This window comes from Nocardioides convexus (assembly GCF_011090295.1).
Window position 1 is genome coordinate 4,425,024 of the sequence record NZ_JAAMYA010000001.1, and the last position, 21,909, is coordinate 4,446,932.

Below are 21,909 nucleotides of genomic sequence, written 5' to 3' on the forward strand. Positions count from 1 at the left end.
GTGGACGCGGACTTCGCGGTCGCCTCCGCCCAGGACGTCGAGGTGGCGGTGCCCAGCCTCGCCCACCTCACCGCGGTGGCCGCCGCGCCGGGCCGGCACCGGGTGCACCTGCACCTCGACGCCGGGATGGCCCGTGACGGCGCGGACCCGGCGGACTGGCCGGCGCTGTGCCGCGCCGCCCGGCGCGCGGAGGTGCGCGGCGAGGTCGAGGTCGTCGGCGTGATGGCCCACCTCGGCTGCGCCGACGACCCCGCCGACGGCTGCAACGCGGTGGGTCGCACCCGCTTCGCGTGGGCGATCGAGAACGCCCTCGCCACCGGCTTGCGCCCCCAGCACCGCCACCTCGCCGCCACCGCGGCCACCCTGACCGACCCCCGCAGCCACCACACGATGAGCAGGGTGGGCGCCGGTCTCGTCGGCATCGACCCCTCCGGCAGCACCACGCTGGAGCCGGCGATGACGCTCACCGCCCCCCTGGTCCAGGTACGACGTGCCCGGGCCGGCACCGCCGTGGGCTACGGGCACGCCCACCGGACCGACCGTGCGACGTACCTCGGCCTGCTCCCGCTGGGGTACGCCGACGGCCTACCGCGCGTCGCCTCGGCCACCGCGGAGGTGCTGGTCCGCGGGGTGCGCCGGCCCGTCGTCGGGCGGATCTCGATGGACCAGGCTCGTCGTCGACCTGGGCGAGGCCGGTGCCGAGGCCGGGGACGGTGTGACGGTGTTCGGACCGGGCCACGACGGCGAGCCGACCGCCGCCGACTGGGCGGCCTGGGCCGGCACCATCGAGCACGAGATCGTCACCGGCATCGGCGCACGGGTGCCGCGCCACGCCCTCGCTCCGCGCCACCTGCGGAGCCTGGCATGAGGACGCGGGTCGCGGTGGTGGGCGGTGGGCAGAACTGCGAGCACGACGTCTCGGTGGCCTCCGCGGCCTCGGTGGCGGCGGCCCTCGACCCGGCGACGTACGACGTCGTCCCGCTGACCATCGGCCGTGACGGCACCTGGCGCGACCGCGGGCTGCGCCCGATCGGGCTCAGCGGCGCGGCGCAGGTGCTGCGCGGCTGCGACGTGGTCTTCCCGGTCGTCCACGGCCCGCGTGGCGAGGACGGCGCCCTGGCGGCGCTGTGCGAGGCTCGCCGGGCTGCCGTACGTCGGCTCGGGCATCCGGCCCGGTGCGCTGGCGATGGACAAGTGGGCCACCAAGGCTCGTCGCCGAGGCCCTCGGGATCCGCACCTCGCCGGGTGTCCTGGTCACGCGGTCGACCGCGGCACACCTGCGCTGGCACGGGCCGGTGGTGGTCAAGCCGGTCGCGGCGGGGTCGAGCCAGGGGGTGAGCCGGGTCGACGTACCGGAGGCGTTGGGGGCGGCCCTGGATGCTGCCTTCGCTCTCGACGACCGGGTCCTTGTCGAGGAGGTGACTCGCGGGCGCGAGGTCGACGTCGCGGTGCTGCGCCGGGCCGACGGGAGCCTGCTCGTCCCGCCGGCGCTGGAGATCGTGGCGGACGGGCTGTTCGACTACGACGCGAAGTACGGCGGTGGGGCGGACTTCCGGGTGCCGGCGGCACTCACCGACGAGGAGGCCAAGGCTCTGGAGGAGGCCGCCGTGCGGGTCTTCGAGGCGCTGGGCTGCGCGGGCGTCGCGCGGGTGGACTTCTTCCTCGATGCCGACGGGCCGGTGCTCAACGAGGTCAACACGATGCCGGGCATGACCGCGCACTCGCAGGCGCCGCGGATGTTCGCGGCCGCCGGCCTGGCGTACCCCGACCTGCTCGACGAGCCTGGTCCGCGGCGCACACCGGTGAGCCGGGTGCGGGAGACTGACCCGGACACCCGCCCCCACCCGCAGGAGGACCACCGCGTGAAGGACGCACGGCGCTGGCTGCCGGACGTGCTGGCCGGCGTGCTCACCCTGGCCGTCGGGCTCGCGGAGGTCCGCCACGCCTACGCCGACCTGCCGCCCGCCCCGGTCTTCGTCGCCCTCGGCATCGCGATCGCCGTGGGCCTGTCGCGACGGATGCCCGGCGCGGCGCTGGGGGTCGCCTGGTTCACCGGCGGCATCCAGGTCGTCAACGACGTCGACCCCCTGCTGACCGAGGGCTTGCTCGCCGTGGTGGCCTTCGGCTGCGCGCGCTGGGGCCGGGTGATCACGGTCTGGCTCAGCGGGCTCTCGATCCCGGCCGGCGCCGTGCTGGCGGTGGCCTTCCTCTCGCCGTACGCGTTCTACGACGCGCTGCTGACGGTCGGCGTCGGCTCGCTCGTCGAGGAGGCCTACCGCAGCGGCGGCTATGACTGGCGGCTCGCGGTCGGGGTGCTGGGCGTCGCGGTGCTCGCGACGCCGTGGCTGGCCGGTCTGGCGTTGCGCTTCGCCGCCCGCTCGAAGGACTCCCGTCGCTCGCAGGTCGCCGCCGAGGCCGAGCGCGACCAGGCCGAGGAGATCGCCCGTCTGCGCGAGGACCAGGCCCGTCTGGCCCGCGACGTGCACGACGTGGTCGGCCACTCGCTGGCGGTGATCCTGGCGCAGGCCGAGTCGGCGCAGTACCTCCAGGACGCGGACACCCAGGGCCTCAAGGTCACCATGGAGAACATCGCCACGTCCGCACGCTCCTCGCTGGACGACGTGCGGCAGGTGCTCGCCTCGACCGCCGGCACCGCCGCGCCGGCCGCGCCCACCGACCTCGACAGCCTCGTCGAGGGGGTGCGGGCGAGCGGGCACGAGGTCCGCACCACCGAGATCGGTACGCCGCAGCCGATGCCGCCCGAGACCGCGGCGGTCGCCTTCCGGGTGCTCCAGGAGATGCTCACGAACGCCCTCAAGCACGGTCCGCGCGACCAGCCCGTCTTCGTCGAGCGCCACTGGGAGGGCGACTTGCGCATCGAGGTCCGCAACACGCTGGTCGGCGAGGGCCCCGGAGCGTCGGGCGGTCAGGGACTCGACGGGATGCGCCGACGCCTGGAGGCCGTGGGCGGGCGGCTGGACGTGCGGCGTCGTACCGACCCTCCGACGTTCACCGCGACCGCGTGGGTGCCGGTGAGGGCGCGATGAGCGAGCCGATCCGGGTGCTGCTGGTCGACGACCAGGAGGCTCTTCCGCGAGGGCGTGCGGGTCATCGTGGACGCCCAGGAGGGGATGAGCGTCGTCGGCACCGCCGCCGACGGCGTCGAGGCGGTGCGGCTGGTCGACGAGTCGGCGCCGGACGTGGTGCTCATGGACATCCGGATGCCGGAGATGGACGGGGTCGAGGCGACCCGGCAGATCTTCCTGCCCGAGCGGGCGGCGCGCCGGTCCACGCCGGTGCGGGTGGTGGTGCTGACGACGTTCAACCTCGACGACCGCGCCGCCACCGCGATCCGGTACGGCGCGAGCGGTTTCCTGCTCAAGGGCACCACCCCGGTGATGCTGCGCGACGCGATCCGCACCGTGCACGCGGGCAACGCGGTGCTCGCCCCGACCGACCTGTCCAGCCTGCTCGACACCCAGTTCCGGGCGCCGGTGGCGCCGCCCGCGTCGTACCGGTCGTTGACGGAGAAGGAGCGCGAGGTCTTCGCCGCCGTCGCCAAGGGCCTGTCGAACGCCGAGATCGCGGTCAGGGTGTTCCTCAGCGAGTCGACGGTGAAGACCCATGTGGGTGCGATCCTGCGCAAAGCTCGGCCTGCGCGACCGGGTGCAGATCGTCGTCTTCGCCCACGAGCACGGGTTGGCGGGTTCCTGAGCCACGCTTCAACGACCGAATTTGCTGTGGATCAGCGCGGATGGCAGCGGATTCGGTAGTTGAACCGCGCGGCACGGCTCAGGCGTTGATCCGGTCCAGCGCCTGGCGCAGGTCCTCCCACAGGTCCTCGACGTCCTCGATGCCGACGGAGAGCCGGACGAGGCCCTCGGGGATGGTCGCGGGCTCGAGCCTTCCAGCGGCGCCGCCGCTCGAAGGTGGACTCGACGCCGCCGAGCGAGGTCGCGTGCACCCACAGCGTGGTCGCGCGCACCAGGAAGTCGCCCGCATCGGCGCCGCCGGCCAGGACGGGTGCCACGATCGCGCCGAAGCCGGGGTAGCGCACCTCCTCGACCGCGGGGTGCTCGGCGAGGCGGCGGGCCAGGCTCGGCCGCGTTGGCACAGGCGCGCTCCAGGCGCACGTGCAGGGTGCGCAGGCCACGCAGGGCCAGCCAGGTCTCGAACGGGCCGGGCGTGGAGCCGGCGAGGGCACGGCGGGCCTTGAGGGCGTCGTACGCCTCGTCGTCGGTCAGCACCAGGGCGCCCATCAGCACGTCGCTGTGGCCGGCGATGTACTTCGTCGCCGAGTGCAGCACGATGTCCGCGCCCAGGCTGAGCGGCTGCTGGAGCAGGGGAGTGGCGAAGGTGTTGTCGACCACGACCTGGATGCCGAGCTCGCGCGCGGCGGCGCTGAGCGCGGCGATGTCGGCGACCTCCAGCGCGGGGTTGGTCGGGGACTCCAGCCACAGGAAGGCGCAGTCCTCGTCGTCCTCCATGGCCTGGATGACCGCGGCCGTGTCGGTGATGTCCACGAGGTTGGCCTGCAGCCGGCCACGGGCCTCGGCATCGGCGAGCGCGGAGACGGTGCCGTTGTAGGCGTGCCGCGGTGCGATCACGCTGCTGCCCTGGCCGACGAGGTCGAGCAGCGTCGTCACCGCCGCCATCCCCGAGGCGAAGGCCAGCGCCCGGCCGCCCTCCAGCGCGCCGAGGGCGTCCTCGAAGGCGGTCCAGGTCGGGTTGCCGAAGCGGCCGTACTCCAGGCTCGCCGGTCGCGACGTACGTCGAGGTCATCGTGATCGGCACGTTGAGCGGCTGGTCCGGCTCGTGCGGCGGACGTCCGGCGGTCACGGCGACGGTTGCGGGGCGCAGCGTGGGGTGGGACATGCCCCAAAGGTAGGGTCATCGGCGATGAACGCACCCACCGGCCGCCGTGTCCGCGTCGCCGTCGTCTTCGGCGGCCGCTCCACCGAGCACGCCATCTCGTGCGTGACCGCGGGGAGCGTGCTGCAGGCCCTCGACCGCGAGAAGTACGACGCCGTCCCGATCGGGATCGCGACCGACGGCCGCTGGGTGCTGGAGGCCGATGATCCCGAGCGGCACCGGATCACCGGTCCCGGCCAGGCTCCCGTCGGTCGACGGCGAGCGGGCCACGGTCGCCCTCGCGCCGACCGCCGAGGGCACCGGGCTGGTCGTCAGCGAGGCCGGGGCGCCGCCGCGCGCGCTCGGGGAGGTCGACGTCGTCCTCCCGCTGCTGCACGGCCCGTGGGGCGAGGACGGCACCATCCAGGGGCTCTTCGAGATGACCGACGTGCGCTACGTCGGCTCCGGGGTGCTCGCCTCGGCGCTGTGCATGGACAAGGTGTTCATGAAGATCGCCCTCCAGGCGGCCGGCCTGCCGGTGATGCCGGGGACCACGACCACCGCGCACGAGTGGGCCGAGGCGCCGGCCGCCGTGCACGAGCGCTGCGACGCGCTCGGCTACCCGCTGTTCGTGAAGCCCGCCCGGGGCGGCTCCAGCATCGGGATCGCCAAGGCGCACAGCCGTGACGACCTGGCTGCCGCGGTCGAGGGCGCTCTCGCCCACGACCCGAAGGTGCTGATCGAGGTCTCCGCCGAGGGCGCGCGCGAGATCGAGTGCGGCGTGCTGGAGGCCGTCGGCGGAGGACTCGACGTGAGCGTCCCGGCCGAGATCAAGATCACCGGCGATCACGAGTTCTACGACTTCGAGGCCAAGTACCTCCCCGAGGAGGCCACGCAGGCTCGACGTACCGGCGCTGCTGGAGGAGGACACCACGCAGCGGATGCAGGACCTCGCCGCGGCCGCCTTCCGGGCCGCGGGCTGCGAGGGCCTCGCCCGGGTGGACTTCTTCCTCATGCCCGACGGCTCGCTCGTCATCAACGAGCCTGAACACGATGCCGGGCTTCACCCCGCTGTCGATGTTCCCGCAGATGTGGGCCGCGACCGGGGTGCCCTACCCGGAGCCTGGTCGACCGGCTGCTCACGCTGGCGCTGAACCGCGGCACCGGCCTGCGCTGACCGCTGATCCCGCTAGTCGCAGGCCTCGACCAGGGTCAGGTACTTCTGGACCAGCGGCGCCAGCACGGACATGGCGGCCGCGCCGCCGCTGGGCCGGTACTGCGCGGGCACGGTGACCTCCACCCGCGGCCGGTAGCCGGCGGCGGTGATGGTCAGGTCGGCGTCCTGGTCGCGGTACTGCTCGTCGGGGATGAAGAAGCCGACCCCGTTGGCCGTCTCGCAGGAGGCGGCCAGGGAGAACCCGGCGGGCTTCGGCACGCCGCAGCGCACCACGATCGCCGGGTCGCCGTACGCCGCCGCGGGGGCGTCGGCAGGCTCGATCTCCACCCGCTGCTGGTCCGCCATCGTCTCGGGCAGGGCGTCGGCGAAGGACTCGCACGCCGCGCGCTGGGCGGAGGTGAGGTCGGGCACGTCGACCTCGACCGGGCCGCCGCAGGCGGTCAGCAGGGTCAGCGGGAGCAGCAGCACGGGAGTCGCCGCGGCGCGCATGCTCAGATGTGGACGACCGGGCAGGTCAGGGTGCGGGTGATGCCCTCGAGGTTCTGCACCTTCGAGACGACCAGGCTTTGCCGAGCTCGTCGACGTTGCGGGCCTCGGCGCGCACGATCACGTCGTAGGGGCCGGTGACGTCCTCGGCCAGCGTGACGCCGTTGATGTTGCCGACCTCGCGGGCGACCTCCGCGGCCTTGCCGACGTCGGTCTGGATGAGGATGTAGGCCTGAACCGTCATGGGTCACGCCCCCTTCGTTGAGATGGTCGGTCGTGGAACGGCCTCAACCTACCGCGATCCGGGCGCAGCCGATAACCGGCGGAAGCGGTCCCGGCGCCGGTCTGGTGGGATGGACCCATGACTTCGGGGACCGACCGTGACGCAACCCTGGCCGACGTGGGGGAGTTCGGGCTGATCGCGCAGATCAGCGACCTCGTGGCGCGCACGGCGCCGGGCGAGGAGGTGCTCGTCGGACCCGGGGACGACGCCGCCGTGATGCGGGTGCGCAAGGGCCACGTCGTGGTCTCCACGGACATGCTCGTGGAGGGCCGGCACTTCCGCCGGGACTGGGCCGAGGCGGTCGACGTGGGGGCCCGTGCGGCCGCGCAGAACCTCTCCGACATCAACGCGATGGGCGGCCGCGCGCAGTGGCTCACCGTCGGCCTGGCCGCACCCGCGGACCTGCCGGCGCAGTGGGCGCTCGACTTCACCCGCGGCTTCGCCGAGGAGTGCGCCAAGGTCGGTGCCGGACTGGTGGGCGGCGACCTGAGCCGTGCCGACCAGGTGGTGATCTCGGTGACCGCGATCGGCGCCTGCACGGTGTCGCCGGTGCTGCGCTCGGGGGCCGCACCGGGCGACGTGCTCGCGCTGTGCGGGCGCCAGGGCTGGTCCGCGGGCGGTCTGGCGGTGCTGGGCCGCGGCTTCCGCTCGCCCCGCGTGTTGGTGGAGGCGTACCGCCGCCCCGCACCGCCGTACGACGCCGGGCAGGTCGCCGCCGAGGCCGGCGCCACCGCGATGATCGACGTCTCCGACGGGCTGCTGGCCGAGGCCCGCCACCTCGCGGACGACTCGGGGGTGAGCATCGACGTCACCACCGGCGCTTTCGAGGTGCCCGAGCCGCTGCTCGCGGTCGGCCAGGCGACCGGAGCGGACCCGCTGCAGTTCATCCTCAGCGGCGGTGAGGACCACGCCCTGCTGGCCACCTTTCCGGCGGGGACCGGGTTGCCGGAGGGCTGGACCCGGATCGGGACGGTCGGGGAGCGCGGCGAGGAGGCGGTCACCGTCGACGGGGCGCCGTACGACGGGCCGACGGGGTGGTCGCACTTCTGACCCGCATCGGCGCGCCCACGGTGGGTATCGCCGTGCCATGGACCACACCTCCCTGGACCTCGCCCCGCGGTCCATGACCTTCGGGCCGCTCTCGATCGCCTACGACGACCGCGTCCTCACCCCGCGTCCCTGGACCGTGCTGCAGTCGGAGTGGGCCCACGACCTGCTGGAGACCGCGCCGCCGGGGCCCGTGCTCGAGCCTGTGCAGCGGCGCCGGCCACATCGGTCTGCTCGCCGTGCACGACACCGACCGCGCGCTGGTCTGCGTCGACGTGGACCCGATCGCCTGCGGGTACGCCGAGGCGAACGCCCGCGCGGCCGGCCGGGCCGGGCTGGTCGACGTGCGCAACGTGGCGATGGGCGACCTCGCGCCGGGCGAGCCTGTTCCCGGTGATCGTGGCGGACCCGCCGTGGGTGCTCAGCGAGCAGGTGGGGTGCTTCCCCGCCGACCCGGTCCGCGCGATCGACGGCGGGTCGGACGGCCTCGCGCTGGCCCGCGAGTGTGTGGCCGCCATCGACCGCCACCTCGACCCCCGCGGTGCGGCCCTGCTGCAGGCTCGGCTCGCTGGACCAGGCGCGGAGCCTGCGGGCGGAGCCTGCCCGACTCCCTGCGGATGAGCGATGTCCGCGCCGAGCCCGGCTGCGGCCTGGTGCTGCTGCTCCAGCGGCCGGAGGGGCTGTCGTGAGCGAGCTCCGCAAGGGCGACCGGGTGAGCCTGGCACAGCCACGGCAGCACCGCGCACGGCGAGGTGCTGCGCAAGATCACCGAGGACACCCACCTCGCCGGCCGGGACGTGCGCGCGAGCGAGGACGAGCCGCAGTACCTCGTGCGCAGCGAGAAGTCCGGTGGCGAGGCCGTGCACAAGGCCTCGGCGCTGCGGAAGCTCGTCCTGATGGCTGCCGGGGAGGTCGCCGAGGAGGTCGACGAGATCTGGGAGGACTGGCGCGCGGCGGTCAACATGGCGCCCGGCGAGATCGAGGACTTCCTGGAGACCGACGAGTCCCGCTCGGTGGGCGACAAGTCGGGTGGGGAGTCGACCGGGCATCGCTCCGGACGCCGGATCGTGGCGATCCTGCGCACCAAGAAGGCCGACCTCACCACCGATGACGCGGCGCACATGCGCAAGGTCGTGGGCTACGTGCACCGCCACCTCGCCCAGCGGCCCTCCGGGGACGTCGGCGACACCGCGTGGCGCTTCTCGCTGATGAACTGGGGTCACGACCCCCAGAAGTGACCCAAAACGAACCGACCCGCCACGCGGGGTGGCGGGTCGGTTGCGAAGACGTCAGGTCAGCGGGTGACCTTGCCGGCCTTGATGCAGCCGGTGCAGACGTTGAGGCGCTTCGGCGTGCCGTTGACGACGGCGCGCACGCGCTGGATGTTCGGGTCGAAGCGACGCTTGGTGATCTTGCGCGACCACGGCCGGTTGTTGCCGAAGGTCGGCTTCTTGTCGCAGATGTCGCACACGGCGGCCATGGGTAACTCCTGAGATCGCGGTCTGTTGCAGAGGTGAGTCAAGTCGGACGGCCCGCGCGCGGACGGCGCTTCGGGCAACCGGAAGAGAATAGCCGAGGAACACCATCGGGCCGAAATCGCCGCCCGCCCACTAGGGTGACCCCGATGGACGAGGGGACGACGGCCGAGGGCGCCGCGGGCGGTATCGCGCTCGACACGGTAGCCCGCTTCGTCGACATCGCCGTCGACGCCCTCGCCGAGGCGCGCGAGGAGATCGACGCGCTGAACGTCTACCCGGTGCCCGACGGCGACACCGGCACGAACATGTACCTCACCGTCGTCGCCGCGCGTGACGCCATCCGTGCCGCGCAGGCCGAGGGCGCCGACCGGGCCGCGATCCTCACCGCGCTCGCCCGCGGGGCGCTGCTGGGAGCCCGGGGCAACTCGGGCGTGATCCTGAGCGAGATGCTCGGGGCGACGGTACGACGCTTCGCGACCGCGGCACGCGACGAGCCCAACGCGGTGGTGGTCGCCGACGCGCTGCGGCAGGCCTCCCTGGCGGCGTACGCCGCGGTGGGGGAGCCGGTCGAGGGCACCATGCTGACGGTGCTGCGGGCAGCGGCCGACGCCGCGGCGGAACGGGCCGGCAAGGAGCGGGCCCGCAGCAGCGACGTGCTCGCCGAGGCGGCCGCGGCCGCCCGCGAGGCCCTGGGACACACCCCGGAGCAGGCTGGAGGTGCTGGCCCAGGCGGGCGTCGTGGACGCCGGCGGGCGGGGCGTCTCGGTGATCCTGGACGCCGCCGAGACCGTGCTGACCGGCCGGCGGCCGATCCCGGTCACCGCGCCGCTGGGCCGTCACGTGATCCCGGTGCCCGTGCTGGCGGCGGGCGGAGCCGGCGAGGACCTGGACGAGGACGGGCCGGCCTACGAGGTGATGTACCTCCTCGACGCGCCCGACGACGTCGCGCCCGCGCTGCGCGAGCGGCTGGGCGAGATCGGCGACTCGGTCGTCGTGGTGGGCGGCGACGGGCTGTGGAACGTGCACGTGCACACCGACGACGTGGGCGCCGCGATCGAGGCGGCCCTGGAGGACGGGCGCCCGCACCGGATCCGGGTGACCCACTTCGCCGAGCAGATCGCGCGCCAGGCCGCGCAGGCCGAGACCACCGCGCTGCCGACCCTCGACGGGCGCCGGGTGGTCGCCGTGGCGGCGGGCGAGGGCCTGGCCGCGCTCTTCGAGGAGGCCGGCGCGGTCGTCGTACGCGGAGGACCGGGGAGGCGTCCCTCGACCGGTGAGCCTGCTGGAGGCCATCACCGGCTGCGGTGCCCGCGAGGTCGTGGTGCTCCCCAACGACGAGCCGACGGTGCGCGCCTCGCTCGCGGCGGCCAGCACCGCCGAGGCCGACCACGGCCAGCGCGGGCTGCGGGTGGCCGTCATCCCGACCCACGCCCAGGTCCAGGGACTCGCCGCGCTGGCGGTCCACGAGCCGGGCCGAGCCTTCGACCAGGACGTCACCGAGATGACCGCGACCGCGCGCCACGTGCGCCACGGCGCCGTCACCATCGCCGCCAAGCAGGCCATGACGATGGCGGGCCCGTGCGAGCCCGGCGACGCGCTCGGCGTGATCGCGGGCGACTTCGCGGTCGTCGGCGACGAGCCTCGGCGGGGTCGCCCTCGTCGTGCTGGACCGGTTGCTCGCGGCCGGCGGCGAGCCTGGTGACCCTGGTGGGCGGCGTGGAGGCCGGCGACCTGGCCGAGCGCGCCACGGCGTGGGTCGAGGAGTTCCACCCCCATGTCGACGTCGTGGTGTACGACGGGGGTCAGCAGCGGTACCCGCTCCTGATGTCCGTCGAATGAGAGAACACCCGTGGCGATCACCCTCGACTCCCCGCTGACCGCGGTCCTCGGCGCGACGACTCCGGCGAAGCGCAAGAAGTTCGAGGACGGCCTGGGCCTGCGCACGGTCGGCGACCTGCTGCACCACTTCCCGCGGCGCTACCTGGAGACCGGCTCGCTGACCCGGGTCGACGACCTGAGGCCCGGGCAGATGCTCTGCGTGGTGGGGGAGATCTCGGCCTGCAACACCCACAGCCTACCGCGACCGGCGCACCGGCCGTCCGGCGTACCGGGTCGAGGCGATGCTGCGCACCGGCGGCCCCGCGCTCAAGGCTCACCTTCTTCGCCAAGAACCAGGGCACCGCCGGCTGGCACGCGCGCCGGGTCGCGGTCGGCAACCGCGGGGTCTTCCTCGGCAAGGCCGACCGCTTCCGCGACCAGTGGCAGCTGGCCAACCCGCAGCCTGACGATCTTCGGGATGGGCGACGGCGCCGAGGGAGAGGAGCCGACCGAGGACATCGTCGAGGTCGGCAACCTCTACCCGATCTACCCGCTCACCAAGGGCGTGGAGTCGTGGGACGTCGCCCGCGCGGTGAAGTTCGCCCGCTCGGTCGTCGAGGGCATCGAGGAGGTGCTGCCCGAGGAGGTCCGGGCGTCGTACGACGTCGTGGGGATCGAGGACGCCTACGAGCTCGTGCACCGGCCCGAGGACCAGGAGCAGGTCCACCAGGCGCACCGCCGGTTCCGCTTCGAGGAGGCGCTGGTCACCCAGGCTCGTGCTGGGCCGGCGGCGCCGGGCGATCCGGGCGGCCGGCGCCACGGCGCGCGACGGCGGCGACGGGGCGCTGGTGGCGGCCTTCGACGAGCGGCTGCCCTTCGAGTCGACCGCCGGGCAGGCGAGCGTCGGCAAGGAGATCGACCACGACCTGGCCCAGCCGCACCCGATGAACCGGCTGCTCCAGGGCGAGGTCGGCTCCGGCAAGACCCTGGTCGCCCTGCGGGCGATGCTGCGCGTGGTCGACTCCGGCGGCCAGGCCGCGCTGCTCGCGCCGACCGAGGTGCTGGCCCAGCAGCACTACCGCTCGATCGTGGCCATGCTCGGCGAGGCTCGCCGAGGGCGGCACCATCTTCGGCTCCGGGGTGGGCACCCGGGTGGAGCCTGCTGACCGGCTCGATGAGCAAGACCCAGCGCACCGCGCCGCTGTCGCGGATCGCGAGCGGCGAGGCCGGGATCGTGATCGGCACCCACGCCCTGCTGCAGGACAAGGTCCTCTTCGCCGACCTCGGTCTCGTGGTCGTCGACGAGCAGCACCGCTTCGGCGTCGAGCAGCGCGCCGCGCTCACCAGCAAGTCGGAGAGCCCGCCGCACCTGCTGGTCATGACCGCCACGCCCATCCCGCGCACCGTCGCGATGACCGTCTTCGGCGACCTGGAGACCTCCACGCTGACCGAGCCGCCCGCCGGCCGCGCGCCGATCCAGAGCAACGTGGTCCCGCTCGCCGAGCAGCCCGCGTGGATCGGCCGGGTCTGGGAGCGGGTGCGCGAGGAGGTCGCCGCGGGACACCAGGTCTACGTCGTGTGCCCGCGCATCGACGGCGACGAGCCCGAGTCGGGGCAGGTCGACGTGGTCGACGTACCGGACGACGAGGCGCCGGAGGAGGCGCCCCGCCCACCCGCCGCGGCCGTCGAGGACCTGCTGCCGGTGCTGCGCGAGCAGGCTGCCGGGACTGCGCATCGAGCGGCTCCACGGGCGCCTGCCCGCCGACGAGAAGGACGCCACCATGCGCGCCTTCGCGGCCGGCGACATCGACGTGCTGGTCTCCACGACCGTCATCGAGGTCGGTGTCGACGTGCACAACGCCACCGCCATGGTGATCCTCGACGCCGACCGCTTCGGGATCTCCCAGCCTGCACCAGCCTGCGCGGCCGGGTCGGCCGTGGCGGCCTGCCCGGGCTGTGCCTGCTCGTCAGCCACGCCCCGGCGCTCACTCCCGCCCGCGAGCGGCTGGACGCGGTCGCCTCCACCACCGACGGCTTCCTGCTCAGCCGGATCGACCTGGAGCAGCGCCGCGAGGGCGACGTCCTCGGCGCCTCCCAGGCCGGGCGCCGCTCCAGCCTGGAGAACCTGCGGGTGCTGCGCGACGAGGACACCATCGTCGCCGCCCGTGGGGCCGCCGAGGCGCTGCTCGACGTGGACGAGGACCTCGCCCAGGCGCCCGGGCTCGCCGCCGCGGTCACCGACCTGGAGCGCACCACCCAGGCCGAGTTCGTGGACAAGTCGTGACGCGCATCATCGGCGGCCGGGCCGGTGGCCTGCGTCTGCAGACACCCTCCGGCGACCGCACCCGGCCCACCAGCGACCGTGTCCGCGAGGCGCTGTTCTCCGCACTGGAGGCGTGGGCCGGCTCCCTGCACGACCTGCGCTTCCTCGACCTGTACGCCGGCTCGGGGGCCATCGGCCTGGAGGCGTGGTCGCGCGGTGCGAGCGCCGTGACGCTGGTGGAGTCCGACCGGCGCACCGCCGACCTGGTCCGCGCGAACGCCCGTGCGGTGGGCTGCGACGTCGCCGAGGTGGTCGCCCGCGCGGTCGGCAGCGTGCTGGCCGGCCCGGCGCCGGCGCCCTACGACGTGGTGTTCAGCGACCCGCCGTACCCGCTTGCGGAGGAGGAGCTCGCCACGGACCTGGCCCTCCTGGCCGAGCACGGCTGGCTCGCCGGCGGCGCGCTGGTGGTCGTCGAGCGCTCCCGGCGCAGTCCGGAGCCGACCTGGCCCGACGGGCTGGAGCCGCTGCCGGGCAAGCGCCGCCTCAAGAAGTACGGCGAGACCCACCTGTGGCTCGCCGAGACCCCGGAGGACCCGACCGATAGCGTGGAGCCATGACCCGAGCGGTGTGCCCCGGCTCCTTCGACCCGCCCACCCTGGGCCACCTCGACATCTTCCGGCGCGCCGCGGCGCTGTTCGACGAGCTCGTGGTGGCGACGGGCACCAACGTCTCCAAGTCGCGGCTCTTCGACCCCGAGGAGCGCCCGGAGATGCTGCGCGAGGCCACCGCCGACCTGCCGAACGTCACCGTGATGGGCTTCACCGGCCTGATCGTGGACTTCTGCCGCGACATCGACGCCCAGGCGATCGTGAAGGGCCTGCGCGGCGGCAACGACTACGAGTACGAGTCTGCCGATGGCGCAGATGAACGCCCACCTCACCGGTGTGGAGACCATCTTCGTGCCCACCACCGCGAGCCTGGGTTACGTCTCCTCCAGCCTCGTCAAGGAGGTCGCCTCGCTCGGTGGCGACGTGTCCGCGCTGGTCCCGCCCGCGGTCCAGGAGCGCCTCGTCGCCCGGCTGGGGGAGCGGTGAGTGATTTGGTCACGTCCCACCCGTCCCACTACAGTTGCTCCGATGTGTTGTGCCCGGACCTGGAAGTGATCATCTGAACGGCCTGGACCCGAGAGCGCCGCTCGTGCTCGATACTCGCGAGCTCGGCCGCCGCCCGGGGTCCCAGCGTGAGGTGTCGCGGACAGTTCCGGCCCCAGCAGATCTGGGCATCGAAGTCCTCTCCGTCCCCGAGGGCGCGCCGGTCGAGCTCGACCTGCGCCTGGAGGCGGTCATGGAAGGCGTGCTCGTCACCGGTACGGCGAAGGCCGTGCTGGAGGGTGAGTGCGCGCGGTGCCTGGAGGAGATCCGCGAGGACATCGCGGTGACCTTCCAGGAGCCTGTTCGTCTACGACGACATCCGGGACTCCGCGGACGCGGAGGAGGACGACGAGGTCAGCATGCTGCAGGACGACCTGGTCGACCTGGAGCCCCTGCTGCGGGACGCGGTGGTGCTCGCACTGCCGTTCCAGCCCTTGTGCCAGGACGACTGTCCCGGGTTGTGCGTCGAGTGCGGTGCACGGCTGGCGGACGAGCCGGACCACACGCACGAGGCGCCGATCGACCCGCGGTGGGCGGCACTGACCGAGTCTCACGCAAGACCCCACGGACTGAAGAGGCGCTCGCCCCGAGCGCACCCGGAACCAAGGAGAAGACAGTGGCTGTTCCGAAGCGGAAGATGTCGCGCAGCAACACGCGTCACCGTCGCTCGCAGTGGAAGGCTGTCGCCCCGTCGCTGGTGACCTGCGCCAACCCGGCCTGCGGCGCCAAGCACCTCCCGCACCGTGCCTGCGGCACCTGCGGCCAGTACGGCGCGCGCACCGAGCGCCGCCAGGTTCTCTGACCCGGCCCCTCCCGGCTGACAGGGCGCTGGCATCACCGTCTACGACGAGCCTGCGGCGAGCGCTCGGGGATCCCACGCTGGACCCCGAGTCTGCTCGACCGCGCCCTGACGCACCGCTCCTACGCCTACGAGAACGGCGGTCTCCCGACCAACGAGCGCCTCGAGTTCCTCGGTGACTCGGTGCTCGGCGTCGTGGTCACCGAGACGCTCTACCTGAAGCACCCCGATCTCTCCGAGGGCCGGCTCGCCAAGCCTGCGGGCCGCCGTCGTCAACGCCCGCGCGCTGGCGGTCGTCGCCCGTGAGATCGGCCTCGGCGCCCACATCAAGCCTGGGGCGCGGCGAGGAGGCCACCGGTGGTCGCGAGAAGGCATCGATCCTCTCCGACACCGTCGAGGCCGTGATCGGCGCGGTCCACCTCAGCGGCGGCATCGAGGTCTCCGCGCAGGTCGTGCACCTGCTCTTCGACCCGCTCATCGAGGCGGCCTCCGCGCTCGGTGCGGGCCTGGACTGGAAGACCTCCCTGCAGGAGGCTCGCCGCCGACCAGTCCCTCGGCGTGCCCGAGTACGTCATCGAGGACGACGGCCCGGACCACATGAAGACCTTCACCGCGCAGGTGCGGGTCGGCGACAAGGCTCTACGGCAACGGCCACGGCCGCTCCAAGAAGGAGGCCGAGCAGGGCGCCGCCGAGACGGCGTACGGCGAGATCGCCGGCGCCCTCGGCCTCGACCACCACGGCCGCCCGCTCGCGGGCAGGCTGATCCGGACTTGCCCGAGCCTCCCCGAGGTCGAGGTCGTCCGTGCCGGCCTCGAGCGCCACGTCTCCGGTGCCACCATCGCCCTGGTCGAGGTCCTCCACGACCGACCGGTCCGCCGCCATCCCGGCGGGGCCTCCGGCTTCGCCGCCGCCCTGACCGGGCGCCGGATCGAGGGCGCCCGCCGCCGCGGCAAGTACCTCTGGCTCCCGCTCGACAACCCCGACGTGGCCGAGCGTGTCTCCGGCGCCCATGGGGCGCAGCAAGCTCGCCCGGGCGACGCCTCCCGACACCCTGCCGGCCGGCGACGCCCTCCTTGTCCACCTCGGGATGAGCGGCCAGGCTCCTCGTCCAGCCGGTCGACGCCCCGCCCGAGCGGCACCTGCGGGTGCGCTTCGGCCTGACCGGGACCGAGCACGGCCGTGAGCCTGCGCTTCGTCGACCAGCGGATGTTCGGGGGCCTGTCCGTCTCGACCGGCGGCGCCGAGTTCGCCGCACGAGATCGCGCACATCGCCCGCGACCCGCTCGACCCGCTCTTCGACGACGACGCGTTCGTCGTACGGCTGCGCAAGCGGACCTCCGGCGTCAAGCGCCTGCTGCTCGACCAGACCCTGATCTCCGGCGTCGGCAACATCTACGCCGACGAGGCGCTGTGGCGGGCAGGCCTGCACGGCGAGCGTCCCGGTGACCGGCTCACCCGCGCCCAGGCCGTCGCCCTCCTCGGCCACGCGCGGGAGGTGATGACCGCGGCGCTGGCCCAGGGCGGCACGTCCTTCGACGCGCTCTACGTCAACGTCAACGGCGAGTCCGGCTACTTCGCCCGCTCGCTGCACGCCTACGGCCGGGAGAACGAGCCCTGTGACCGGTGCGGCACGCCGATCCGCCGGGTGGCGTTCATGAACCGCTCGTCGTACTTCTGCCCGCGCTGCCAGCCGGTGCCCCGACGGCGGTCCGCGCGCGTTTGACCACGGGCTCCCGAGGTGGGACTCTTGGAGACGGCCCCTGCCGGGGCCGCGACCTCACGAACCGGAAGGCTCAACTTCATGGCCAAGGCGCTGATCGGTCACCTGAACAGCGACCTCCGCGACCCCCGTCTCGCCGTCGAGAACGCTCGTCTGCGCAACCGGGTCGCCGGTCTGGAGTCCCTCGTCCTCCGCCTCTCGGAGGAGAACGACAAGGCTGATGTCGGCGCGCGCCGCCGAGATCCTGACGGGCGACGCCGCGGAGATGCAGCCCGCCTGAGTCAGCAGGCTCCTCAGGTACGACACACGGACCACCTCGCCCTCCGGGCACGGTGGTCCGTCCCGTTTTCCACAGGCCGAGGTGCGCTTGTGGAGAGGCGTCTCCGGACTTCGTCCTCCCGGCGCACCATGGCCGCGCTTCCCCGACCGGGGAACGCGATCGTGATCCCGCCGGCCTCGCGCGGGCACAGCAGGGCGCAGCGGCGACTCGCGCTCGCGCACGCGCTCGACGACGTACCGGTCCTGGTGGTGGAGGCGCGCTCGCCGTCGACGGCCGCGGAGGACACGGTCCGCAAGTCGGTCGAGTACCTCCAGGCGGGCATCGCGCACTACTGGCTCGTGGACCGGACGAACCGCGTGCTGATCGCCTTCGGCAACGCCGGCGACGGGTGGGAGGTCGCGCTCCGGCTCGACGTCGACCCTCCCATCGGGGCGGTCGACATCGCGGGGCACGGAACGGTCCGCCTCGACCTCCCGGCGCTCCTCGACGGCTGAGGCCGCAAATCCGTTTGGCGGAGCGGTCCTCCGCCGCATAGCGTCCTGTCCTTGTGAGCCGGGTCGTCGAAGCAGTCGCTCCGGCCCGCCTCGGCCGGGACTTCCGGGTGCTCATGGCCTCGACCTGGATCAGCAACCTGGGCGACGGGATCGCCCTCGCGGCCGGTCCGCTGCTGGTCGCCTCGCAGACCCGCTCTCCGGCGCTGGTGTCGATGGCGCTGCTGCTCGTCGGGTTGCCCTGGCTGCTCTTCGGCCTGCTCGCCGGCGCTGTCGCCGACCGGGTGGACCGGCAGCGGATGGTGCTGGTCGCCAACTCCTTGCGGGTGGTCGTGCTGCTCGCCCTCGTCGGCTCGATCGTCACCGGCGTGGTCAGCATCGCGGTGGTGCTGGGCGCCATGTTCCTGCTCGGTACGGCGGAGGTGTTCGCCGACACGGCCTACCGCACCTTCCTCCCGATGCTCGTCGAGAAGCGCGACCTGGGCATCGCGAACGCCCGCCTGCAGGCCGGCTTCATCACGCTCAACCAGTTCGCGGGGGCCCCGATCGGTGCCGCCTTGTTCGCGCTGGGGATGGCCGTGCCCTTCGGGGTGCAGATCGGGTGCGGGCTGCTCGCCGTCGTACTGGTGTCGCGGATGGCGCTGCCGCCGGGCCCCGTGCGCGGCGAGGTCGACACCCACGTGCTGCGCGACATCGCCGACGGGGTGCGCTGGCTGATGGGCCACCCCCCGGTGCGCACCCTGGCGCTGGTGATCGTGACCTTCAACGTGACCTGGGCGGCGTCCTGGTCGGTGCTCGTGCTGTGGTCCCTCGACGTGCTGCACATGGGCCCGGTCGGCTACGGCCTGCTGACCACGGCGTCGGCCGCGGGAGGGCTGGTCGCGACCCTCCTGTACGGACGCCTGGAGCGCCGCGTCCCGCTCGCCACCCTGATGCGGACCTGCCTGTCCCTGGAGGTGCTCATGCACCTGGGCTTCGCGGTGACGACGACGGCCTGGATAGCGGTGCTCATCATGTTCGGCTTCGGCCTCTACGCCTTCGTGTGGGGCACCCTCTCCCAGGCGATCCGGCAGCGGGCCGTGCCGCGGGAGTACCAGGGCCGGGTGGGCTCGGTCTACAGCGTCGCGATCTACGGCGGCGTCGTGGCGGGCAGCGCGCTCGGCGGCCTGATCGCCGAGCGCGGCGGCATCACCGCGCCGTTCTGGTTCGCCTTCGCCGGATCCGGGCTGACCCTGCTGCTCGTGTGGCGCCAGCTCGGCCACATCGCCCACGTGGACGACGACACACGGGTGCAGGCGCCGGAGGCGGGCGCGGGGTAGCCTGGGCACCGCCGAGCCTTCCCCCGCGTCGGACCGACCTGACGATCCCCGAAGGGAGCCTGCGTGTACCTGAAGAGCCTGACCCTCAAGGGGTTCAAGTCCTTCGCCTCCGCGACCACGCTCCAGCTCGAGCCCGGCATCACCTGCATCGTGGGGCCCAACGGTTCCGGCAAGTCCAACGTGGTCGACGCGCTCGCCTGGGTGATGGGCGAGGCCAGCGCCAAGAGCCTGCGCGGCGGCAAGATGGACGACGTCATCTTCGCCGGCACGTCCGGCCGCCCGCCCCTGGGCCGGGCCGAGGTCGTGCTGACCATCGACAACTCCGACGGCGCGCTGCCGATCGACTACTCCGAGGTGACGATCAGCCGGACGATGTTCCGCACCGGCGGCTCGGAGTACGCCATCAACGGCACGACCTGCCGTCTGCTCGACGTGCAGGAGTCTGCTCAGCGACTCCGGCATCGGCCGCGAGATGCACGTCATCGTCGGCCAGGGCCAGGCTCGACCAGATCCTGCACGCGACGCCGGAGGACCGGCGCGGGTTCATCGAGGAGGCCGCCGGCGTCCTCAAGCATCGCAAGCGCAAGGAGAAGGCGCTGCGGAAGCTCGGACTCCACCGAGGGCAACCTCAACCGGCTCAACGACCTGCTCAGCGAGATCCGTCGCCAGGCTCAAGCCGCTGGGCCGCCAGGCCGAGGTGGCCCGGCGTGCGGCGACGGTCCAGGCCGACGTGCGCGACGCCCGGGCGCGGCTGCTCGCCGACGACCTGGTCACCGCGCGCACCGCGCTGGAGCAGGAGCTCGCCGACGAGAGCGTGCTGCTCGCCCGCCGCCAGGAGGTCGAGAGCGCCATCGCGCAGGCCCGCGAGCAGGAGGGCCGGCTCGAGGCCGCGCTGCGCGAGGACCTGCCCGCGCTCTCGGCCGCGCAGGAGACGCTGTCCTCGCTGAACGCACTGCGCGAGCGCTTCCGCGGCACCCAGAGCCTGGCCGCCGAGCGGGTGCGCAACGCCGCCGGGGCGGAGGCCGAGGACGAGCAGGGCGGTGCCGGCAGGGATCCCGACGAGACTCGACGCCGAGGCCGCGCGGCTCGCCGCTCAAGAGGCGGAGATCACCGCCCAGGTCGCCGAGCAGCAGACCGCCCTGGAGCAGGCCGTCGCCGGCCGTCGTACGGCGGAGGAGGCGGCAGCCACCGAGGAGCGCCGCGTCGCCGGGCTGCTCCGCGCCGCCGCCGACCGGCGCGAGGGTCTGGCCCGGCTGCACGGCCAGGTCAACACGCTGCGCTCCCGGGCCACCTCCTCGGAGGAGGAGATCGGCCGGCTGGAGGCCGCGCGCACGGACGCCGTCGCGCGCGCCGACAAGGCCCAGCGCGACTTCACCGCGCTGGAGACCCGGGTCGCCGGTCTCGACGCCGGCGAGGAGGGCCTGGACGCCGAGCACGAGGGCGCCGTCTCCGCGCTCGACGACATCGAGGAGCGCCTCGCCAAGGTCCGCGAGGAGGCCCAGCAGGCCGACCGCGACAAGGCCGGGCTGACCGCCCGCAAGGAGGCCCTGGAGCTCGGCCTGTCCCGCAAGGACGGCGCCGGCGCGCTGCTCGCCGCGACCGACACGGTCTCCGGCCTGCTCGGCTCGGTTGCGGCGCTGGTGACGGTCCGCCCGGGCTACGAGGGCGCGGTCGCCGCCGCGCTCGGTGCCGCCGCCGACGCGGTCGCGGTCACCGACACCGACTCCGCGGTCGCCGCCATCGACCACCTGAAGTCCGACGACCTGGGCCGCGCCGGGCTGCTGCTCGGCGGGGGAGAGGCCGAGTCGGTCGACACCTGGCCTGCCCTGCCCACCGGCACGTCGTACGCCGCCGGGGTGGTGGAGTGCCCCGCCCAGGTCCGCCCGGCGCTCGACCGGCTGCTGCGCAAGGTCGCGGTCGTCGACGACCTGCCCGCCGCCCGGGCCCTGGTCGCGGACCTGCCTGACGTGGTGGCCGTGACCCGCGACGGCGACCTGCTCGGGGCGCACTTCGCCTCCGGTGGCTCGAACGCCACGCAGAGCCTGATCGAGATCCAGGCGGCCGTCGACGAGGCGACGGAGGCGCTGGCCGAGGCCGTCGCCGCCGCCGAGCGGCTCGCCTTCGACCTGGCCCGGCTGGAGAGCGAGCGCGCCGAGGCCCAGCAGCGCGCCGACGTCGCGCTCGCCAAGCTCGCACGAGTCCGACGCGACCCTGGCCGCCGTGGCCGAGGAGCCTGGGCCAGTACGGCTCGCTCGCCCGGGCTGCCCGGGCCGAGGCCGACCGGCTCACCGACGCCATCGCCCAGGCGGAGAGCCTCCCGCGAGCAGGCCCTGGTCGGCCTCGCCGAGCCTGGAGCAGCGCCTCGCTGCCGCCGAGCAGGACGGCGGCGAGGAGGAGCCGGACACCACCGAGCAGGAGCGCCTCGTCGAGGCCACCCGCGCGGCCCGGCAGAGCGAGATGGAGGCGCGGCTGGCGTTGCGCACCTCCGAGGAGCGCGGCCGTGCCCTGCACGGCCGGGTCGAGCAGATGCGCAAGGCAGCGGAGGCCGAGCGTGCCGCCCGGGCCCGGGCGGCGGAGCGCCGGGCGCGGCTGATCGCCGAGGGCCGGGCCGGTCAGGCGGTGGCGAGCGCGGCGTCGTACGTCCTGGCGCGGCTGGAGGCCTCCGTCGCCCAGGCGGCCGAGCGCCGGCAGGGCGTCGAGGACTCCCGCCGGGGCCGCGAGCAGGAGCCTGACCACCGTGCGGCA

The 21,909-nt window shown here is 73.9% G+C and carries 25 protein-coding genes and 12 pseudogenes; 32 read left to right on the plus strand and 5 right to left on the minus strand.

Annotation, left to right across the window (positions count from 1 at the left end):
• From G5V59_RS32700 to G5V59_RS32710, 3 genes and pseudogenes are all read left to right on the plus strand, one after another.
• A complete protein-coding gene (locus G5V59_RS32700) occupies positions 1–1,338 on the plus strand; it encodes an alanine racemase (RefSeq protein WP_278259230.1) in 1,338 nt (445 codons plus the stop codon).
• Positions 1,335–3,047 carry a histidine kinase gene (locus G5V59_RS32705; protein WP_278260206.1) on the plus strand — a complete coding sequence of 571 codons (1,713 nt, stop codon included), beginning with the start codon at positions 1,335–1,337 and terminating at the stop codon, positions 3,045–3,047. The genes G5V59_RS32700 and G5V59_RS32705 overlap by 4 nt, the downstream gene beginning before the upstream one ends.
• Positions 3,044–3,714 (plus strand): annotated as a pseudogene (locus G5V59_RS32710) (response regulator transcription factor). The gene G5V59_RS32705 and the pseudogene G5V59_RS32710 overlap by 4 nt, the downstream one beginning before the upstream one ends.
• 78 nt (positions 3,715–3,792) lie before the next feature.
• Here the strand turns inward: G5V59_RS32710 and G5V59_RS38220 are convergent.
• Together G5V59_RS38220 and G5V59_RS38225 are read right to left on the minus strand one after the other, a co-directional pair.
• Positions 3,793–4,002 carry a PLP-dependent transferase gene (locus tag G5V59_RS38220; protein WP_341351350.1) on the minus strand — a complete coding sequence of 70 codons (210 nt, stop codon included), beginning with the start codon at positions 4,000–4,002 and terminating at the stop codon, positions 3,793–3,795.
• Positions 4,003–4,160: 158 nt separating this feature from the next.
• Positions 4,161–4,751 (minus strand): annotated as a pseudogene (locus G5V59_RS38225) (aminotransferase class I/II-fold pyridoxal phosphate-dependent enzyme); the annotation flags it as partial.
• Positions 4,752–4,899: 148 nt separating this feature from the next.
• Here G5V59_RS38225 and G5V59_RS32720 point away from each other — a divergent pair.
• The 4 genes and pseudogenes from G5V59_RS32720 to G5V59_RS32735 all read left to right on the plus strand — a co-directional run.
• A pseudogene (locus G5V59_RS32720) lies at positions 4,900–5,055 on the plus strand (D-alanine--D-alanine ligase A); the annotation flags it as partial.
• 19 nt (positions 5,056–5,074) lie between these two features.
• Positions 5,075–5,683: pseudogene (locus G5V59_RS32725) on the plus strand (D-alanine--D-alanine ligase A); the annotation flags it as partial.
• Between the two features lie 109 nt (positions 5,684–5,792).
• Complete coding sequence (locus G5V59_RS32730) at positions 5,793–6,005, plus strand: hypothetical protein (RefSeq protein WP_278259231.1); 213 nt, start codon at positions 5,793–5,795, stop codon at positions 6,003–6,005.
• Positions 5,929–6,144 (plus strand): hypothetical protein, encoded by a 216-nt coding sequence (locus G5V59_RS32735; RefSeq protein ID WP_278259232.1) that lies wholly within the window; start codon positions 5,929–5,931, stop codon positions 6,142–6,144. Before G5V59_RS32730 ends, G5V59_RS32735 begins: the two co-directional genes overlap by 77 nt.
• Here the strand turns inward: G5V59_RS32735 and G5V59_RS32740 are convergent.
• Positions 6,041–6,517: a DUF3515 domain-containing protein gene (locus tag G5V59_RS32740; protein ID WP_278259233.1), complete on the minus strand. Its 477-nt coding sequence runs from the start codon at positions 6,515–6,517 to the stop codon at positions 6,041–6,043. The two genes, G5V59_RS32735 and G5V59_RS32740, sit on opposite strands and share 104 nt — an antisense overlap.
• Before the next feature lie 2 nt (positions 6,518–6,519).
• Positions 6,520–6,758 (minus strand): annotated as a pseudogene (locus G5V59_RS32745) (Lrp/AsnC ligand binding domain-containing protein).
• 117 nt (positions 6,759–6,875) lie between these two features.
• On the opposite strand from G5V59_RS32745, the gene G5V59_RS32750 reads away from it, so the two are divergent.
• The 3 genes from G5V59_RS32750 to G5V59_RS32760 all read left to right on the plus strand — a co-directional run bounded on the left by G5V59_RS32750 (position 6,876) and on the right by G5V59_RS32760 (position 9,082).
• On the plus strand, positions 6,876–7,847 hold the full coding sequence (locus G5V59_RS32750) for a thiamine-phosphate kinase (RefSeq protein WP_278259235.1): 972 nt from the start codon (positions 6,876–6,878) through the stop codon (positions 7,845–7,847).
• Positions 7,848–8,119: 272 nt separating this feature from the next.
• On the plus strand, positions 8,120–8,533 hold the full coding sequence (locus G5V59_RS32755; RefSeq protein ID WP_278259236.1) for a hypothetical protein: 414 nt from the start codon (positions 8,120–8,122) through the stop codon (positions 8,531–8,533).
• A 63-nt stretch (positions 8,534–8,596) separates the two neighbouring features.
• Positions 8,597–9,082, plus strand: coding sequence for an HVA1 family protein (locus tag G5V59_RS32760; RefSeq protein WP_278259237.1), 486 nt, complete (start codon positions 8,597–8,599; stop codon positions 9,080–9,082).
• A gap of 56 nt (positions 9,083–9,138) precedes the next feature.
• Here the strand turns inward: G5V59_RS32760 and rpmB are convergent, their stop codons facing one another.
• The gene (gene rpmB, locus G5V59_RS32765) at positions 9,139–9,324 is read right to left on the minus strand and encodes a 50S ribosomal protein L28 (protein ID WP_038680308.1); all 186 of its coding nucleotides are present in this window, start codon (positions 9,322–9,324) and stop codon (positions 9,139–9,141) included.
• Between the two features lie 303 nt (positions 9,325–9,627).
• Here rpmB and G5V59_RS32770 point away from each other — a divergent pair.
• The 22 genes and pseudogenes from G5V59_RS32770 to G5V59_RS32865 all read left to right on the plus strand — a co-directional run.
• Positions 9,628–10,038, plus strand: a pseudogene (locus G5V59_RS32770) (DAK2 domain-containing protein); the annotation flags it as partial.
• 199 nt (positions 10,039–10,237) lie between these two features.
• Positions 10,238–10,384 (plus strand): annotated as a pseudogene (locus G5V59_RS38230) (hypothetical protein); the annotation flags it as partial.
• A gap of 211 nt (positions 10,385–10,595) precedes the next feature.
• The gene (locus tag G5V59_RS32780; RefSeq protein WP_278259238.1) at positions 10,596–11,024 is read left to right on the plus strand and encodes a hypothetical protein; all 429 of its coding nucleotides are present in this window, start codon (positions 10,596–10,598) and stop codon (positions 11,022–11,024) included.
• A complete protein-coding gene (locus G5V59_RS32785; protein ID WP_278260379.1) occupies positions 11,021–11,161 on the plus strand; it encodes a hypothetical protein in 141 nt (46 codons plus the stop codon). The genes G5V59_RS32780 and G5V59_RS32785 overlap by 4 nt, the downstream gene beginning before the upstream one ends.
• Before the next feature lie 281 nt (positions 11,162–11,442).
• Complete coding sequence (locus tag G5V59_RS32790; protein ID WP_278259239.1) at positions 11,443–11,607, plus strand: hypothetical protein; 165 nt, start codon at positions 11,443–11,445, stop codon at positions 11,605–11,607.
• 106 nt (positions 11,608–11,713) lie between these two features.
• A complete protein-coding gene (locus G5V59_RS32795; protein ID WP_278259240.1) occupies positions 11,714–12,088 on the plus strand; it encodes a hypothetical protein in 375 nt (124 codons plus the stop codon).
• Positions 12,089–12,144: 56 nt separating this feature from the next.
• Complete coding sequence (locus G5V59_RS32800; protein ID WP_278260207.1) at positions 12,145–12,306, plus strand: hypothetical protein; 162 nt, start codon at positions 12,145–12,147, stop codon at positions 12,304–12,306.
• Between the two features lie 8 nt (positions 12,307–12,314).
• Positions 12,315–12,539: pseudogene (locus G5V59_RS38235) on the plus strand (DEAD/DEAH box helicase); the annotation flags it as partial.
• Between the two features lie 355 nt (positions 12,540–12,894).
• Positions 12,895–12,969, plus strand: a pseudogene (locus G5V59_RS38240) (hypothetical protein); the annotation flags it as partial.
• Positions 12,970–13,420: 451 nt separating this feature from the next.
• Positions 13,421–14,020 (plus strand): 16S rRNA (guanine(966)-N(2))-methyltransferase RsmD, encoded by a 600-nt coding sequence (gene rsmD, locus G5V59_RS32810; RefSeq protein WP_278259241.1) that lies wholly within the window; start codon positions 13,421–13,423, stop codon positions 14,018–14,020.
• Positions 14,017–14,497 (plus strand): annotated as a pseudogene (gene coaD, locus G5V59_RS32815) (pantetheine-phosphate adenylyltransferase). Before rsmD ends, coaD begins: the two are co-directional and overlap by 4 nt.
• 73 nt (positions 14,498–14,570) lie before the next feature.
• Positions 14,571–15,096, plus strand: a pseudogene (locus G5V59_RS32820) (YceD family protein); the annotation flags it as partial.
• A gap of 74 nt (positions 15,097–15,170) precedes the next feature.
• On the plus strand, positions 15,171–15,356 hold the full coding sequence (gene rpmF / locus G5V59_RS32825; RefSeq protein ID WP_278259242.1) for a 50S ribosomal protein L32: 186 nt from the start codon (positions 15,171–15,173) through the stop codon (positions 15,354–15,356).
• A 105-nt stretch (positions 15,357–15,461) separates the two neighbouring features.
• Positions 15,462–15,659, plus strand: coding sequence for a ribonuclease III domain-containing protein (locus tag G5V59_RS38245; protein ID WP_341351351.1), 198 nt, complete (start codon positions 15,462–15,464; stop codon positions 15,657–15,659).
• Positions 15,656–16,117 (plus strand): hypothetical protein, encoded by a 462-nt coding sequence (locus tag G5V59_RS38250; protein ID WP_341351087.1) that lies wholly within the window; start codon positions 15,656–15,658, stop codon positions 16,115–16,117. The genes G5V59_RS38245 and G5V59_RS38250 overlap by 4 nt, the downstream gene beginning before the upstream one ends.
• Positions 16,117–16,515 carry a DNA-formamidopyrimidine glycosylase family protein gene (locus G5V59_RS32835; protein ID WP_278260208.1) on the plus strand — a complete coding sequence of 133 codons (399 nt, stop codon included), beginning with the start codon at positions 16,117–16,119 and terminating at the stop codon, positions 16,513–16,515. The genes G5V59_RS38250 and G5V59_RS32835 overlap by 1 nt, the downstream gene beginning before the upstream one ends.
• A 160-nt stretch (positions 16,516–16,675) precedes the next feature.
• Positions 16,676–16,825: pseudogene (locus G5V59_RS32840) on the plus strand (DNA-formamidopyrimidine glycosylase); the annotation flags it as partial.
• Positions 16,826–16,852: 27 nt separating this feature from the next.
• Entirely contained in the window at positions 16,853–17,077 is a 225-nt protein-coding gene (locus G5V59_RS32845) for a zinc finger domain-containing protein (RefSeq protein WP_278259243.1), read from the plus strand.
• A 78-nt stretch (positions 17,078–17,155) separates the two neighbouring features.
• Positions 17,156–17,848, plus strand: a complete 693-nt coding sequence (locus tag G5V59_RS32850) for a Uma2 family endonuclease (protein ID WP_278259244.1) — start codon at positions 17,156–17,158, stop codon at positions 17,846–17,848.
• A 53-nt stretch (positions 17,849–17,901) separates the two neighbouring features.
• Complete coding sequence (locus G5V59_RS32855; RefSeq protein WP_278259245.1) at positions 17,902–19,164, plus strand: MFS transporter; 1,263 nt, start codon at positions 17,902–17,904, stop codon at positions 19,162–19,164.
• Between the two features lie 63 nt (positions 19,165–19,227).
• Positions 19,228–20,694, plus strand: coding sequence for an AAA family ATPase (locus G5V59_RS32860; RefSeq protein ID WP_278259246.1), 1,467 nt, complete (start codon positions 19,228–19,230; stop codon positions 20,692–20,694).
• Positions 20,695–20,804: 110 nt separating this feature from the next.
• Complete coding sequence (locus G5V59_RS32865) at positions 20,805–21,896, plus strand: hypothetical protein (RefSeq protein WP_278260209.1); 1,092 nt, start codon at positions 20,805–20,807, stop codon at positions 21,894–21,896.
• Positions 21,897–21,909: the final 13 nt, after the last annotated feature.

What these genes read in the sequence shown, in the direction of transcription:
- G5V59_RS38220 (WP_341351350.1), bottom strand. Translation starts at nt 4,002, where the DNA reads ATGCGGGCGACTTCCTGGTGCGCGCGACCACGCTGTGGGTGCACGCGA.
- G5V59_RS32730 (WP_278259231.1), top strand. Translation starts at nt 5,793, where the DNA reads ATGCAGGACCTCGCCGCGGCCGCCTTCCGGGCCGCGGGCTGCGAGGGC.
- G5V59_RS32735 (WP_278259232.1), top strand. Translation starts at nt 5,929, where the DNA reads ATGTTCCCGCAGATGTGGGCCGCGACCGGGGTGCCCTACCCGGAGCCT.
- G5V59_RS32740 (WP_278259233.1), bottom strand. Translation starts at nt 6,517, where the DNA reads ATGCGCGCCGCGGCGACTCCCGTGCTGCTGCTCCCGCTGACCCTGCTG.
- G5V59_RS32750 (WP_278259235.1), top strand. Translation starts at nt 6,876, where the DNA reads ATGACTTCGGGGACCGACCGTGACGCAACCCTGGCCGACGTGGGGGAG.
- rpmB (WP_038680308.1), bottom strand. Translation starts at nt 9,324, where the DNA reads ATGGCCGCCGTGTGCGACATCTGCGACAAGAAGCCGACCTTCGGCAAC.
- G5V59_RS32790 (WP_278259239.1), top strand. Translation starts at nt 11,443, where the DNA reads ATGCTGCGCACCGGCGGCCCCGCGCTCAAGGCTCACCTTCTTCGCCAA.
- G5V59_RS32800 (WP_278260207.1), top strand. Translation starts at nt 12,145, where the DNA reads ATGCTGCGCGTGGTCGACTCCGGCGGCCAGGCCGCGCTGCTCGCGCCG.
- G5V59_RS32845 (WP_278259243.1), top strand. Translation starts at nt 16,853, where the DNA reads ATGACCGCGGCGCTGGCCCAGGGCGGCACGTCCTTCGACGCGCTCTAC.
- G5V59_RS32850 (WP_278259244.1), top strand. Translation starts at nt 17,156, where the DNA reads ATGGCCAAGGCGCTGATCGGTCACCTGAACAGCGACCTCCGCGACCCC.